Source organism: Candidatus Competibacteraceae bacterium (assembly GCA_016713505.1).
Lineage (GTDB): Bacteria > Pseudomonadota > Gammaproteobacteria > Competibacterales > Competibacteraceae > Competibacter_A.
In genome coordinates this window covers 239,926-253,907 of record JADJPA010000002.1, presented here as the reverse complement: position 1 = coordinate 253,907, position 13,982 = coordinate 239,926, and the positions used below count along the sequence as shown (strand labels likewise).

The following is a 13,982-nucleotide window of genomic DNA, read 5'->3' as shown; positions in this document are numbered from 1 at the left end:
GGCGACCGGTGAGGACCAGCGAGCATCGCTTTCGGATCGAAACCGCCGGGGCCGCGAGATCCTGGCGGTGGGAAACCGAAGGCGTCTGTTCTAGGGAAATTGCGCAAAGGTGAAGTAGCCTATCTCATAGGGTGGCTTGCGGCCGGTTCAAAATAATCTTCAGAGGGTTCTTGCTCCCAGCGATGCGGCCAGATCGCCACCACCAAGTACCCGTTTGCGATTTCCTCCTCCCGAATTGAAATGCTTGGTGAGAATGGATGCCATGAAAAGCGCTTGCGCCCGGTCGCAAACGCCAAGACCCGCAGAACAACCCTCATTGGGATAACGGTCTCATGACGGCGCCGCGCCAAGACCATTCATGAACTCCAGTTTCAAAGCTGCATTGGCGGCCGTGGCCGAATTTGTGGCGTTTTGGCTATCGGTAGTAGCTTTGGCTGTCTGGATTGTTCGGCGTTCGTTCCGGAAGTGGCAGGAAGACCAAGCCATTGAGGGCAGGACTGGCGCGAGCGCGGCGGTTCGGAGCGAGTTACCACAGTTGGGCCACGAACTGGGCGACTGGGCGGAATGGAGCGGTGCTCAGGCTTTTACCGGCGACCGCGATCCAGCGTTCGTCCGCGCCAACCTCGGCGACTGGCGTTGATGGGAACGTTCGGGCTGGCTGTACTCGCGCTGTTGCTCGGCGGAGTCTGGGTGTTCGGCCGGGCCGCCCATGCCGTCAAAGCACCCGCGAACGCGGCGGCCTGGGGCGCCGCCGCCTTGACTGTCTTGATCGGTCTGACTCTGACCGGTGGGGTTTTTCTGGAGTTTCGTCAAAGGAGCCGGGATGCGTTGGAGCGGCGCTTTCACTCGATGGCCGTCGAGCGATCTCAAGCCATCGTAGCGGAATTTAAAGGAAGTCTGCGCGAACTTGACGCCGTGCGGCGTTTTTACAACATCTCCGGCGATGTCACTCGCGCCACGTTTCACCAGTTCGTCGCGCCGATCTTTCAATATCACCAGTTCCAGGCGTTGGAGTGGATTCCTCGGGTGGCGCGGGAGCAGCGCGCCGGCTTTGAAGCCGCCGCCCGCCAGGACGGTTTGGCGGGATTTCAATTCACGGAACGGGATTCGGAAGGGCGACTGGTTCCAGCCAGCGAGCGCGATGAGTATTTTCCGGTTTACTACCTGGAGCCTTATACCAGCAATGAAGCAGCTTTAGGATACAGCCCTGATTCTCTTCATCCATCCCGAGGAGCGGCACTGTTGCAGGCGTGGGACAGCGGTCAACTCACCCTCACCGAGCGCTACGTTTTAGTTCAGGAATCCGACCGGCGATTTTCAGTGTTGGCGTTCGCGCCGGTGTATCACGGCGGAGAAACTCCGCCCAGCGTGGAGGAACGCCGGCAGCGTTTGAAAGGCTTCGTCTTGGGAGTCTTCCGAATGTCCGATGTCATCGCGAACGTCTTTGCCAACCACCTGTCCGCTGGGCTGGTGATGAGCGTGAGCGATCTTTCCGCCCCGCTCGAACGGCAACCGCTTTATATCTGGAGCCCATCCCAACCAGACGCCGAACCGGCGGTGGGCCATCCCCCGTTGCTATACCGTCAGGATTTCGCGATGGCCAACCGGGTCTGGCGAATCGAGGCGCGCCCGACCGCGGTGTTCAGGGCCGACAATACCGACCGCTCGTATCGCTGGGTACCCGCGGTCGGAACGCTCCTCACCTTTCTGGTCGCGCTTTATCTGTTCACCGTGGCATCCCAACGCCGCCGCGCGGAACAATTGGTGGCGGAGCGTACGGCCGAATTGCGAGAGAGCGAACAGTTGTTTCGCTTGATCTTTGAAAAAGGGGGCGATGGCGCGCTGCTGCTCGATAACGGATGCTTCATCGATTGCAACGAGCGGGTGCTCGTCATGTTTGGCGCCACCCGCCGCGAGCAGGTCGTCGCCTGCCAGCCGGCCGATCTGTCGCCAGACCGCCAGCCGGATGGTCGCTTGTCCGCCGAAAAGGCGCGGGCGTTAGGCGCGGCGGCTTTTCAAGAAGGCGACCAGCGCTTCGAATGGCTGCATCGCCATTTCAGTGGCGCGGAGTTTTGGGTAGAAGTGCAACTAACGCCGATTCCCTGGCATGGTCGGCGGATTTTGTACGCCGCCTGCCGCGACATCAGCCAGCGCAAACGTGCGGAAGAAGCATTGCGCGAAAGCGAGGAACGGTTCCGCGCGTTGCACGAAGCCGCCTCCAGCGGGATGGTCATTCACGAGCGCGGACTCATTTTGGAGTGCAATCAGAGTCTGGCCGACATGATCGGGTCGCCGGTGGAGCGGCTGGCCGGCATGAGCTGCTTGTTGCTGTTCGCCCCCGAATGGCGGGAGCTGGTCAAGCAATATCTTCTCGATGACGCCATCAAAGCCTACGAAGCCGAAGGGCTGCGCGAGGATGGTTCCGTCTATCCGCTGGAGATTCGCAGCAAGAACAGCGTCTATCAAGGCCGTTCGGTTCGAGTGACGGAATTTCGCGACATCACGGAACAGCGGCGGGCGGAGGAGCGGCAGCGGCTGGCGACGGCGGTGTTCGAAACGGTTCGGGAATCGATCGTGGTGACCGATGCCGAGAATAATATTGTCGCCGTCAATCCGGCGTTTACCACATTGAGCGGCTATGCGGAAGCCGAGGTGCTGGGTCGAAGCCCGCATCTGCTCAAATCCGAGCGGCAATCCGAAACCGATTACGCCACCATGTGGCGGACCGTCGCTGATGAAGGCATTTGGCAAGGCGAACTCTGGAACCGGCGCAAGGACGGCGAGCTCTATCTGGCGCTGGCCACCATCAATCAGGTGTGGAACGCGGCCGGCGAACTGACCTATTACGTAAGTATCGCTACCGACATCACCGAACAGAAGCAAGCCGAGCAGCGCATCGAGCATCTGGCTTACTACGATGCGCTGACCGATCTGCCCAACCGGACGCTGCTGGCCCAGCGAGCGGAACTGGCGCTGGCGCTGGCGGCGCGGCGCGACGAGGAACTGGCGCTGCTGTTTCTCGATCTGGATCGCTTCAAGGAAGTGAACGATTCGCTCGGCCACGCCGAAGGCGACACCCTGTTGGTGCAGGTCGCGGCGCGGCTCAAAAGCCTGCTTCGCAACTCGGATACCGTTTGCCGCTTGGGAGGCGATGAATTCGTGTTGCTCCTGCCCGATGCGGGTCGGGATGGAGCCCCGAGGGTGGCCGATAAGATGTTGGCGGCCTTTCGCGAGCCGTTCACGGTCGCCGGCCACAGCTTGCGGGTGACGGTGTCAGTAGGCGCCGCGCTCTACCCGCATGACGGCACCACTTTCGACGATCTGCTGAAAAACGCCGATACCGCGCTGTACCGGGCCAAGCAAGAAGGGCGCAACACTCAGGTTTCCTACGCCCGCGAGATGAACGTCGCCGCGTTCGAACGCCTGGTGCTGGAATCGGAATTGCGCAAGGCTATCGAAAGCGGGCAGTTGGTGGCCTATTTCCAGCCCAAGGTTTATCTGAGCGACGGCCGGCTGGCCGGGGCCGAAGCGCTGGTGCGCTGGTTGCACCCCGAGCGAGGTTTGATTTCACCGGGATTTTTCATTCCGGTGGCGGAAGCCAGCGGCCTGATCGTGGCTTTGGGGGACTGGATGCTGGAAGCCGTCTGCCGGCAGCTTGCCGCGTGGCGGGAAGCGGGTTTCCCACCGCTGACCGTCGCGGTCAATCTGGCCGCCCGTCATTTCCGCGATCTGGAGTGTGTCGGGCGCATCCAGAATCTGCTGGCGGTGTATGGCCTGCCGCCGCAAGCGCTGGAACTGGAACTGACCGAATCGACGCTGCTCGATGCCGGCACGCGCACGGCTGAAACGCTGCTGGCGCTCCAGCAATTGGAGATCGGTTTGGCCATCGACGATTTTGGCACCGGTTATTCCAGCCTCGGTTATCTCAAGCGCCTGCCGATCACGGCGCTGAAAATCGATCAAAGCTTCGTGCGCGACCTGGTTACCGATCCCGACGATCTGATTCTTGCCGCCACCATCGTCAACCTCGGGCACAGCCTGGGATTGACCGTGGTCGCCGAGGGCGTCGAAACCGAACAGCAGCGGCGCATCCTGCTGGAGCAGGGCTGCGATCTGGCGCAGGGCTATCTGTTCGGTCCGCCCGTGCCGGCCGAACGTTTCGTCGGCTGGTTCGGCTGCGACACCGTGCGGCCCCAACCGATTGGTGAAGGACCGCCCGGCGTGCGACCGGCCAGCGGGTGAACCAGAGCGGCCGCGTTCTTCAAGGACGCCAAAACGGCTTTTCCCCTTCCTGAAGCGCATCGACGCGACTGATCCCAATATCTTTCAACATCGCATCATCAAAACCGAGCAAGGTTCGACGCTGGCGATAGGTTTCATGCCAGGCACGCACTTGGTTCAGCGCAACCCGCAAGCGCGGGCGGAGACCAGCGCGCGGGTGTGAGAAAAATTCCCAGCGGAATACAGTATCAAGGAACATGATTGACCCTCCGACAGCATTTGCGGGCAGTATGCTGGCGGCTGATCGATTCAACAAACGAATAAATTTTATATAATCGATCATTATTAATGATGGATAGGAGGCTGTTATGTCCGCCCCACTCGATCCTGATTTGTTGCGAACCTTCGTGGCCATTGTGGATGCCGGCGGTTTCACCCAGGCCGCCAAGCAGGTGCATCGCACCCAGTCGGCGGTGTCGATGCAGGTGCGCCGTCTGGAGGAGATATTGAACCGAGCGCTGTTCCAGCGCGTCGGGCGCGGCGTGCAGCTCTCACCGGACGGCGAAGCCTTGTTGGGGTACGCGCGCCGCTTGTTGAAACTGCACGACGAAGCGCTGGCCGCATTGACACGGCCGGATTTGACGGGTTTGGTGCGCATCGGCACCCCGGATGATTATGTCGACCGCTTTCTACCGGACATTCTGACCCGCTTTGCCCGCGCTTTCCCGCGTGTGCAGTTGGAGGTCCATTGCGAACCCAGTACGAACGTGCGACGGCTGTTGACGGAAGAACGGCTGGATTTGGCGTTGATCACCTGTACGCCCGGCGCGGAAACCGGCGAGGTGCTGCGCCGCGAGCCGGTGGTGTGGGCCAGCGCCGAACGCCATCTGGCGCATGAATGCGAGCCATTGCCGTTGGCGTTGTTTCAGCCCGGCTGCTGTTTTCGTGACTGGGCGCTCACCGCGCTGGACGGGCAGGGGCGACCGTATCGGATCGCCTATACCAGCGCCAGTATCAGCGGGGTGTTGGCGGCGGTCACCGCCGGCTTGGCGGTCACGGTGCTCTGCCGTAGCGTGCTGCCGGCCGGCGTGCGGCCGCTCGGAATCGATGAAGGTTTTCCGGTGCTGCCGTCGGCGAGTATCACCCTGCATCGCGGTCACGGTGTTTCGGCGGTGGCGGAGTGTCTGGCCGGCTACATCCGCGAAGGCTTCGGCGTCGATGCGCCGCCGCTGGTATCCCTCAGGGATCGCGAGCGGCTGGTTGCTTGAGGGTCGCATCCGCCGGCCGGCGATCCGCTCTCTCACCGCTCCTTTGGAAGCGCCAATCCGCTCAATCCTCGTCCAGTGCCTTGAAACGTCGGGCCAGATCGTCGATCAGGGCGCGCACCGCTGGCAGCAAGCCGCGCCGCGAGGGATACACCGCATGGATGATTTCCCGACGGGGCATCCAGTCCGGCAAGAGTCGGATCAGCGTCCCCGCGGTCAGTTCGGCGCGCACCATCATCGTCGGCAACTGCACCACGCCGACGCCGGCCAAGGCGGCGGCGCGCAAGGCGATCATATCGCCGGTCACGAGGCGCGGCGTGTGATAGAGAACAGCTTGCGCTCCCTCTGGCCCGAACAGCGTCCACTGATAATTTTGCTGGGGGCCACCCAGCGCCAGGCTCGGCCACCGCGCCAGGTCGGCCGGGAAGCGCGGGCTACCCTGAGGCGCCAAAAGCGCCGGGCTGGCGACCAGAGACTGGCCGCGATCAGCTAGCGCCCGCGATACCAGCTCGCTGTCTTCCAGCGGCGGCGGACGCACCCGCAACGCCAGATCGATGCCCTCACCGATCGGATCAACCCGGCGGTTGGTCGCCTCCAGATACAAGGTGACGCGCGGGTGAGCGGCCAGAAAATCGGCCAGCATCGCGCTCACATGCGCGTGCAGCAGCGCCACCGGGCAGGTCAGGCGCACGCTGCCGCAGGGTTCCGAGTGCGTGACCGCGATGGCTTCCTCGGCGGCCTCCGCTTCCACCAGCATCGCCTTGCAGTGCTCGTAATAAGTCTGGCCGATTTCGGTCACGACAAACCGTCGGGTCGTGCGCTGGATCAGCCGCACGCCGAGCCGTTCTTCCAACAACGCAATGCGACGGCTCAGCTTGGATTTCGGAATACCGAGCGCACGACCCGCCGGCGCGAAGCCACCGTGATCGACGACCTGCACGTAGTAATAGAGGTCGTTTAAATCCCGCATGACCCTCCTCTGAATTCCCCTCAGCGTTTGTGAATTAGGCGGTCGCTCAACAAGCTATCGTTCCAATCATAGAACACTGAAGGCTGAATTTGCCGTCTACCGCCTTGATTGTCCTCTCTATACACTGTTACCCATCAAGTTCAGAGCGGCCGAACAACCTTAGGAGATTGCGATGAAAAAAGTGAACAGCGTCTATGGCGCGCCTCGACCGCATTGGGTGGGGGATGGTTTTCCGGTGCATTCGATGTTTGATTACAACGGCCTCGGCAAGCTGCTCAGCCCGTTTTTGTTGCTCGACTACGCAGCCCCGACCCGGTTCGAGCCGAACGGCGGTTCGCCGCGCGGCGTGGGCGAGCACCCGCATCGCGGCTTCGAGACGGTGACCATCGTCTACGACGGTGAAGTCGCGCACCGCGATTCGACCGGCCAGGGCGGCGTGATCGGACCCGGCGACGTGCAGTGGATGACGGCGGCCGGTGGCATCCTGCATCAGGAATTTCACTCTGAAGCGTATTCGCGTTCGGGTGGGCCGTTCGAGATGGTGCAACTTTGGGTCAACCTGCCGGCCAAAGCCAAGATGAGCGCACCCGGCTATCAAGCCATTACCAACGCCGATATTCCGACCGTGGCGCTGCCCGACGGCGCGGGCACGGCGCGGGTAATCGCCGGCGACTATCGGGGCCGCACCGGCCCGGCGCGCACCTTTACGCCGCTGAACGTGTGGGATGTCCGAGTGAAGGCGGGCAGGGGAGTCGAGTTTGAGCTGCCGGACGGTTGGACGACGGCGTTGGTGGTATTGCGCGGCAACGTGCGCGTGAGCGGCGATACGGCGGCGCACGAGGCGCAGCTGGTGGTGTTGGAGCGCGCCGGTAATGCGGTCACGATTGACGCCGGCACGGACGCGAAGCTGCTGCTGCTCGCCGGTCAGCCTATCGACGAGCCGATTGTGGGTTATGGCCCGTTCGTGATGAACAGCCAACAGCAGATCGTTGAAGCCATGAGGGACTTCAACAGCGGCCGTTTCGGGCGTATTGCCTCGTAGTTTTCCCGTCATGCCGGCTTCTTCGGCCGGCATGATCCTTAACCCGGCGCTAAGCGGGCCATGCCAAAAAAACCGGAAGGCCGACGCCACACCATTTGTTGCTGTCGGCGCTCGGTGCGTGTACCGCCATCACCGTGACGATGGACGCACAGCGCAAGCAGTTGAAGCTGGCAGGCGTCGAGGTGGAATTGCGCGTGGTCGAGGAAAAACAGTCTCCCGCGCCAGCGCAGACCCACATCGCCCGTGACATTCGGCTGAGCGGTGATCTGAGCGATGCCGGCCGCGCGCGCTTGCTCGAAATCGCCAACGTTTGCCCGCCGCACGAGATTCTAAGCGGTGAAATCACCATCGACAGCCGGCTGATCGATGGGCTGTCAGCTTGAATGGCGGGTACACAGACGCTTTGAGTAAACCGTGGCGCGCCCGCGGTCGTCACGGCAGCGGCGCACCATCGGCGCCTGGGGTTCTCTCGACCGCGCCGGGCCAGATTTTCGCTCCCGGCGCCAAAAATACCGTGAACCGCCTTTTCTTGATCCCTGACATGGGTTAGTTTGCGGCTGACCCATTCACGGCGCGATGCGAAATGCTTATGGCCAAGAAAATCATGCTCACTCTCGTCATCGTGTTGGTGCTGGTAGGCTCGCTCGCTGGTATCAAGGGATTGCAGTTCAAGACCATGTTCGCACAAGGGGCGAATTTTGCCCCGCCGCCCGAAACGGTCACCACCGCTCAAGTCAAGCAGGATGTCTGGCAGCCCACGCTGAGCGCCGTCGGTTCGGTGGCCGCCGTGCAGGGCGTGATGCTCCGGGCCGAACTGACGGGGACGGTGAAGAACATCGCATTCGATTCGGGCGCGAGCGTGCGGGCCGGCGATCTGCTGGTGGAGTTGGATTCGTCGGTCGAACAGGCCCAGCTTCGGGCGGCCATGGCCAGCGCCGATCTCGCCCGCCTCAATCTGGAGCGCGCCCGCGATCTGCGCGGCCGGAACATGGTGTCGCAGGCCGATCTGGACAGCGCTGACGCTCAGGCCAAGCAGGCCAACGCGCAAATCGACAACATCCGCGCGCTGATCGCCAAGAAGAGCATCCGCGCGCCCTTCGCCGGCCGGACCGGCATCCGCCAGGTCAACCTCGGGCAATTTCTGGAAAATGGCGCCGCCGTGGTGACCCTACAAGCGCTCGATCCCGTCTACGTGAATTTCGCGTTGCCGCAACAGGATCTCGCCCAACTCAGCGCCGGCATGGCGGTGCGGGTGACCACCGACGCCTTTCCCAGTCAGACCTTCGACGGCAAGCTCACGGCGATCGACCCCGAAATCGACGCGGCGACCCGCAACGTGAGCGTGCAGGCCACGCTGGCCAACTCCGCCGGCAAACTGCGGCCCGGCATGTATGCCAACGTCGCCGTGGTGCTGCCCGAAACGGAGCGGGTGCTGATGATTCCCGCCACGGCGGTGCTGTACGCGCCCTACGGGGATTCGGTGTTCGTGGTCGAGGACAAGAAAGATGAAAAGACCGCCGCGGCCGGCAAAGTGCTGAACCAGAAATTCGTGCGCCTGGGCAAGACGCGCGGCGATTTCGTGGCGGTCGCCTCCGGGCTGGAAGCGGGCCAAACCATCGTCACCACCGGCGTGTTCAAGCTGCGCAACGGCATGAGCGTGGTGGTGGACAACAAGCTGGCCCCGAGTTTCCAGCTGGCCCCCAAGCCCGCCAATTCCTGAGCCGGCGCGATGAAATCCTTCACCGACTTGTTCATCAGCCGGCCCGTGCTGGCCATTGTGGTCAACTTGGTCATCATCATCGCTGGCGTCCAGGCCATCTTCAACCTCAACGTCCGGCAATACCCGCGCAGCGACAACGCCAGCGTCACGGTTACCACCGTCTACGTGGGCGCGGGCGCCAGTCTGGTGCGCGGTTTCATCACCACGCCGCTGGAGCGCGCCATCGCGGCGGCGGACGGCATCGAGTATCTGGAATCGCAAAGCGCCCAGGGGCTTTCCACCATCAAGGCCCGCCTCCGGTTGAACTACGACGCGACCAAGGCGCTGGCCGAAATCAGTTCCAAGGTCGATCAGGTGCGCGGCGATCTGCCCCCCGAAGCCGAAGTGCCGGTGCTCAACATCGAATCGGCCGACAGCCAGTTCGCCTCGGCGTACTTGAGTTTTTCCTCGGACATCCTGCAACAGAACGAGATCACCGACTATTTGGTGCGGGTGGTGCAACCGCGGCTGTCGGCGGTGGAAGGCGTGCAGCGCGCCGAGATTCTGGGCGCTCGCACTTTCGCCATGCGGGTCTGGCTCAAACCTGAAAAACTGGCCGCGCTCAACGTCAGTCCGGCGCAGGTGCGCCAAGCGTTGGCCGCCAACAACTATCTGGCCGCCATCGGCCGCACCCGTGGCTCGTTGATTCAAGTCAACCTCACCGCCAACACCGATTTGCGCTCGGTCGAGGAATTCAAGAATCTGGTGATCCGCCAGCAAGACGGCGCGCTGGTGCGGCTGGCGGATATCGCGGAGGTGGTGCTCGGCGCCGAGGACTATGATACCGAAGTGCGCTATTCCGGCCAGACCGCCGTGTTCATGGGCATTTTTCCGCTGCCCAACGCCAACGCCATCGACGTCATCAAACGCATCCGCGCGGAAATGGAGTCGATCCAGAAAGAATTGCCGACCGGCTTGCAGGGGCGGGTCGCCTACGATGCCACCGATTACATCAACAACGCCATCCGTGAAGTGATTACCACCCTGGGCGAGACGCTGCTGATCGTGGTCATCATCATCTTCCTGTTTCTGGGTTCGCTGCGCTCGGTGCTGGTGCCGGTGATCGCCATTCCGATTTCGTTGATCGGCGGCATTTTCCTGATGCAGATCTTTGGCTTTACCATCAATTTACTGACCCTGCTCGCCATCGTGCTGTCGGTCGGTCTGGTGGTGGATGACGCCATCGTGGTGGTCGAGAACGTCGAGCGCCATTTGCAAGCGGGCAAGACGCCCTTCGATGCGGCCATTCTCGGGGCCCGAGAACTGATCGGTCCCATCATCGCCATGACCGTCACCTTAATTGCGGTTTACACTCCCATCGGCTTGCAAGGCGGGCTGACCGGCTCGCTGTTTCGCGAGTTCGCCTTTACCCTGGCGGGCGCGGTGACCATTTCCGGAGTGGTGGCGCTGACGCTATCGCCGATGATGACCTCCAAACTGCTGACCGCCGAGGACGAACGACATTGGCTGCCGGCGCATATCAACGCCGGCTTCGAGCGCGTCAAGCAGTTTTACGGGCGCGTGCTCGACAGCGCGTTGAACGCCCGCCCGCCGGTGTATCTGATGTGGGTGGCGCTGTCGGTGTTGGTGGTGCCGATGTGGATGTTTTCGGCCGAGGAATTGGCGCCGACCGAAGATCAAGGGGTGATCTTCGGTATCGTCGATGCCGCCGCCAACGCCACGCTCGATCAAACCGGTCAATTCACCGCCGCCGCCAATACGGTGTTTCAGAGCGTGCCGGAAACCCAGTTTACCTTTCAGATCACTTTCCCGACTTCGGGATTCGGCGGCATGGTGGTCAAGCCCTGGGACGAGCGCGAGCGGACCGTGTTTCAAATCCTGCCCGACGTCCAGCGGAAGTTGCAGCTCATCCCCGGCATCCAGATGTTTCCGATCACCCCGCCGGCCTTGCCCGGCGGCGGCCAGTTTCCGGTGGAATTCATCATCGCCTCGACCGCCGACACCCAGGAAATCTTGCAGATCGCCCAGCAAGTGCAGAAAAAAGCGATGGAGAGCGGAATGTTCGCGTTTCCGCCGCTGATCGACGTGAAGATCGACCAGCCGCAGACCGAAATCGTGATCGACCGCGACAAGGTGGCCGCGCTCGGACTCAACCTGCAACAGGTCGGCGCGGACCTCACCGCCGCCGTGGGCGGCAACTTCGTCAACCGCTTCAACATCGCCGGCCGCAGCTATAAAGTCATCCCGCAAGTCGAACGAAGCGGCCGCCTCAATCCCGATCAACTGGAAAATATTCATGTGACCGGACCCAACGGGCAATTGATGCCGCTCAGCACCGTCGCCTCATTACGCAACAGCACCGCGCCGCGCTCGCTCAATCGCTTCCAGCAGCTCAACGCGGTCAAGATCAGCGGGGTGGCGATCCAGCCGCTCGATCAAGCTTTGCGCTTTCTCGAAACCGAGGCCGCTAGGGTGATGCCGCAGGGTTACGCGATCGATTACACCGGCGAGTCGCGCCAGTTGCGGCTGGAAGGTGGCAGCCGGTTCTTCGCGACCATGGGTTTTGCCATCATCATGATCTTTCTGGTGCTGGCGGCGCAGTTCAACAGTTTCCGCGACCCCTTCATCATCCTGCTCGGTTCGGTGCCGCTGGCGATGTTCGGCGCGCTGCTGTTCACCTTCCTCAAGATGCCGAACCCGCAGATTCCGTTTCCGCTCACCGAAGGCTGGACCACCACCTTGAACATCTATTCCAAGGTCGGACTGGTGACGCTGATGGGGTTGATCGCCAAGAACGGTATTCTGATCGTGGAATTCGCCAACAAGCTGCAACTCGAAGGCCACGCCAAACTGGCGGCGGTGCGCGAAGCGGCGCTGATCCGGTTGCGGCCGATCCTGATGACCACGGCCGCCACCATCGCCGGCCATCTGCCGCTGACGCTGGTGACCGGCGCCGGCGCCGCCGCCCGCAATTCCATCGGCTTGGTGCTGGTCGGCGGCATCGCGATCGGCACCTTGTTCACTCTGGTGTTCGTACCGACGCTTTACATGCTGATCGCCAAGGATCACGCCCGCGACCGGGCAGCGGTCGAACGCGCGGCGGCGCTGGCGAGCGCTTGAGCCGTGTTGTGGTTTATGATTTTTTAAATATTAAATATTAATTCATTCAGGTCATTATAATGTCTTGGGACAATCAGATTCTTCTTTTCGCGGCGGCGCACCGGACGGAAAGCCTGGACGCGTTCTTTCGCGGCATCACTTGGCTGGGATCGTTGTACGTGCTGGTCCCGCTTTCCCTGTTGCTCGCCGCTGGTCTGCTGTATTTTGAAAAACAGGGGGAAGCTTGGTTGCTGGCGGCCGGTCTTGGCGGCGCGACGGTATGGGTTCACCTCATCAAACTGCTTTTGGGCCGTTCCCGGCCGGCTCTGGTGGAACGGCTGGTTCCATTGCCTTGGGATAGTTCGTTTCCGAGCGCCCATACCGCCCAAATCGTCGCGTTCACACTGTGCGCGGTGCTGATCGTCCGCCGGATTTGGCCTCAATGGTGGGTGGTCGCCACGCTGGCAGCGGTGGCGTTGGTCGTCGTCGTAGGCGCTTCCCGCCTCTACTTGCAGGTTCATTATCCAACCGATGTCTTGGCGGGGATCGTGCTGGCGGGCGCTTGGATTGCCCTGGCGCAAAAAATTCTCTGATCCGACATCGGGTACGCCATTCGGGGGTCATCATGTGGCATAAATCGTCGGGCGGCGGCGAGGCGGGCTATCACCCGTTGCGCAAGCTCAAAGTCATCCTGTCGGGCTTGCGGTTCGCGGTGATGTACGATTTCAGCGTTGCCTACAAGCTGGTCATCTCCGCTATCGTGATCGTGCTGGCCCTCATCTTCCAGCAATGGATCGATGCGCAGATGTTGCTGTTGGCCACCGGCTTGGTGCTGATGGCCGAGCTGTTCAACAGCGCCATCGAAGCCGTTTGCGATTTCATGGAGCCCAACAAAAACGAAAAAATCGGCGCCATCAAGGATATCGCCGCCGCCTCCGTCGCGGTCATCATGGCGGTGTGGCTGATCGTGGTGATCGGCGATGTCTTTAATATTGTGACGGCGCTGACGCAGCGCTGGCGCGGATAAGCGCTGGCGCGGATAAACAGAGAGGGCGTCACGATTTCGGCGGCGTACCGAGCCCGATCGACTCAAGCCGGTCAGTGGCCCTGAGGCGCCAGGCGGATTCCCGCACTGGCGCGTCGACCACCGTGGAGCCGCCCTGTCGGGGCGGATACGACCAGCAAATTAGGCGAACTTATTAGGCGAACTTGCTGCCACAACAGGCAAGATGCGCTCATGGTAAGCCCCATGGTGGTTTCCATGGCGGCGATTTACGACGCGTTCTCGGAACTCCAAGGAGTGCGCCAGTACCAGGGAGCTGATCGACCTCGAACTGCTTAAGATGGGCGCCTTCGTCGCCGCTGAGATGACGCCTCAGCTCTGGGCCGCCAGCGTGAAGATGCCGGTGCTGATGGCTCAGGTGCTGGAAGACTCGTGGACGCGCAACCCCGAAGACGCGCAAAAGACCTTCGATCTGCTGGCGAGCAAGGACAAGGAATTGTTTTGGATCGAGAATACGACTAGGGGCGGTTCCTCGACAACGGGCTCGCTAGCTGGCTCCAGCAAGGGTGGCGCGAGAGCACCGTACCTGCCACTCAAAACCGATGCAGTCAGGATCTGGTCGATCACGTATCGGGCTGTGGGCGTGTAGCCGCCACGCCGGT

At 62.0% G+C, this 13,982-nt stretch carries 12 protein-coding genes; 10 read left to right on the top strand and 2 right to left on the bottom strand.

The genetic code is table 11. The features are described from left to right. Nucleotides 1-358: 358 nt before the first annotated feature. Both IPK09_16095 and IPK09_16090 read left to right on the top strand, forming a co-directional pair. Entirely contained in the window at nucleotides 359-640 is a 282-nt protein-coding gene (locus IPK09_16095) for a hypothetical protein (GenBank protein ID MBK7985119.1), read from the top strand. After that, nucleotides 637-4,242 carry an EAL domain-containing protein gene (locus tag IPK09_16090; GenBank protein MBK7985118.1) on the top strand — a complete coding sequence of 1,202 codons (3,606 nt, stop codon included), beginning with the start codon at nucleotides 637-639 and terminating at the stop codon, nucleotides 4,240-4,242. The genes IPK09_16095 and IPK09_16090 overlap by 4 nt, the downstream gene beginning before the upstream one ends. Before the next feature lie 19 nt (nucleotides 4,243-4,261). Here the strand turns inward: IPK09_16090 and IPK09_16085 are convergent, their stop codons facing one another. Further along, nucleotides 4,262-4,480, bottom strand: coding sequence for a DUF1127 domain-containing protein (locus IPK09_16085; GenBank protein ID MBK7985117.1), 219 nt, complete (start codon nucleotides 4,478-4,480; stop codon nucleotides 4,262-4,264). 109 nt (nucleotides 4,481-4,589) lie between these two features. Here IPK09_16085 and IPK09_16080 point away from each other — a divergent pair, with 109 nt between their 5' ends. Then, nucleotides 4,590-5,489, top strand: a complete 900-nt coding sequence (locus tag IPK09_16080) for a LysR family transcriptional regulator (protein ID MBK7985116.1) — start codon at nucleotides 4,590-4,592, stop codon at nucleotides 5,487-5,489. 61 nt (nucleotides 5,490-5,550) lie between these two features. On the opposite strand, the gene IPK09_16075 is transcribed toward IPK09_16080, so the two are convergent. Then, the gene (locus IPK09_16075) at nucleotides 5,551-6,456 is read right to left on the bottom strand and encodes a LysR family transcriptional regulator (GenBank protein MBK7985115.1); all 906 of its coding nucleotides are present in this window, start codon (nucleotides 6,454-6,456) and stop codon (nucleotides 5,551-5,553) included. A gap of 172 nt (nucleotides 6,457-6,628) precedes the next feature. Between IPK09_16075 and IPK09_16070 the strand changes: the two genes are divergently transcribed. The 7 genes from IPK09_16070 (at nucleotide 6,629) to IPK09_16040 (ending at nucleotide 13,969) form a co-directional block, all read left to right on the top strand. Next, the gene (locus IPK09_16070; protein MBK7985114.1) at nucleotides 6,629-7,498 is read left to right on the top strand and encodes a pirin family protein; all 870 of its coding nucleotides are present in this window, start codon (nucleotides 6,629-6,631) and stop codon (nucleotides 7,496-7,498) included. A gap of 95 nt (nucleotides 7,499-7,593) precedes the next feature. Continuing rightward, nucleotides 7,594-7,881, top strand: a complete 288-nt coding sequence (locus IPK09_16065) for an OsmC family protein (protein ID MBK7985113.1) — start codon at nucleotides 7,594-7,596, stop codon at nucleotides 7,879-7,881. A gap of 206 nt (nucleotides 7,882-8,087) precedes the next feature. Continuing rightward, nucleotides 8,088-9,218 (top strand): efflux RND transporter periplasmic adaptor subunit, encoded by a 1,131-nt coding sequence (locus IPK09_16060; protein ID MBK7985112.1) that lies wholly within the window; start codon nucleotides 8,088-8,090, stop codon nucleotides 9,216-9,218. Nucleotides 9,219-9,227: 9 nt separating this feature from the next. Continuing rightward, on the top strand, nucleotides 9,228-12,338 hold the full coding sequence (locus IPK09_16055) for an efflux RND transporter permease subunit (protein ID MBK7985111.1): 3,111 nt from the start codon (nucleotides 9,228-9,230) through the stop codon (nucleotides 12,336-12,338). A gap of 59 nt (nucleotides 12,339-12,397) precedes the next feature. Further along, entirely contained in the window at nucleotides 12,398-12,910 is a 513-nt protein-coding gene (locus IPK09_16050; GenBank protein MBK7985110.1) for a phosphatase PAP2 family protein, read from the top strand. Between the two features lie 32 nt (nucleotides 12,911-12,942). Then, the gene (locus tag IPK09_16045; protein ID MBK7985109.1) at nucleotides 12,943-13,344 is read left to right on the top strand and encodes a diacylglycerol kinase; all 402 of its coding nucleotides are present in this window, start codon (nucleotides 12,943-12,945) and stop codon (nucleotides 13,342-13,344) included. A gap of 316 nt (nucleotides 13,345-13,660) precedes the next feature. Next, nucleotides 13,661-13,969, top strand: coding sequence for a hypothetical protein (locus IPK09_16040; GenBank protein ID MBK7985108.1), 309 nt, complete (start codon nucleotides 13,661-13,663; stop codon nucleotides 13,967-13,969). The last annotated feature ends 13 nt before the right edge of the window (nucleotides 13,970-13,982 follow it).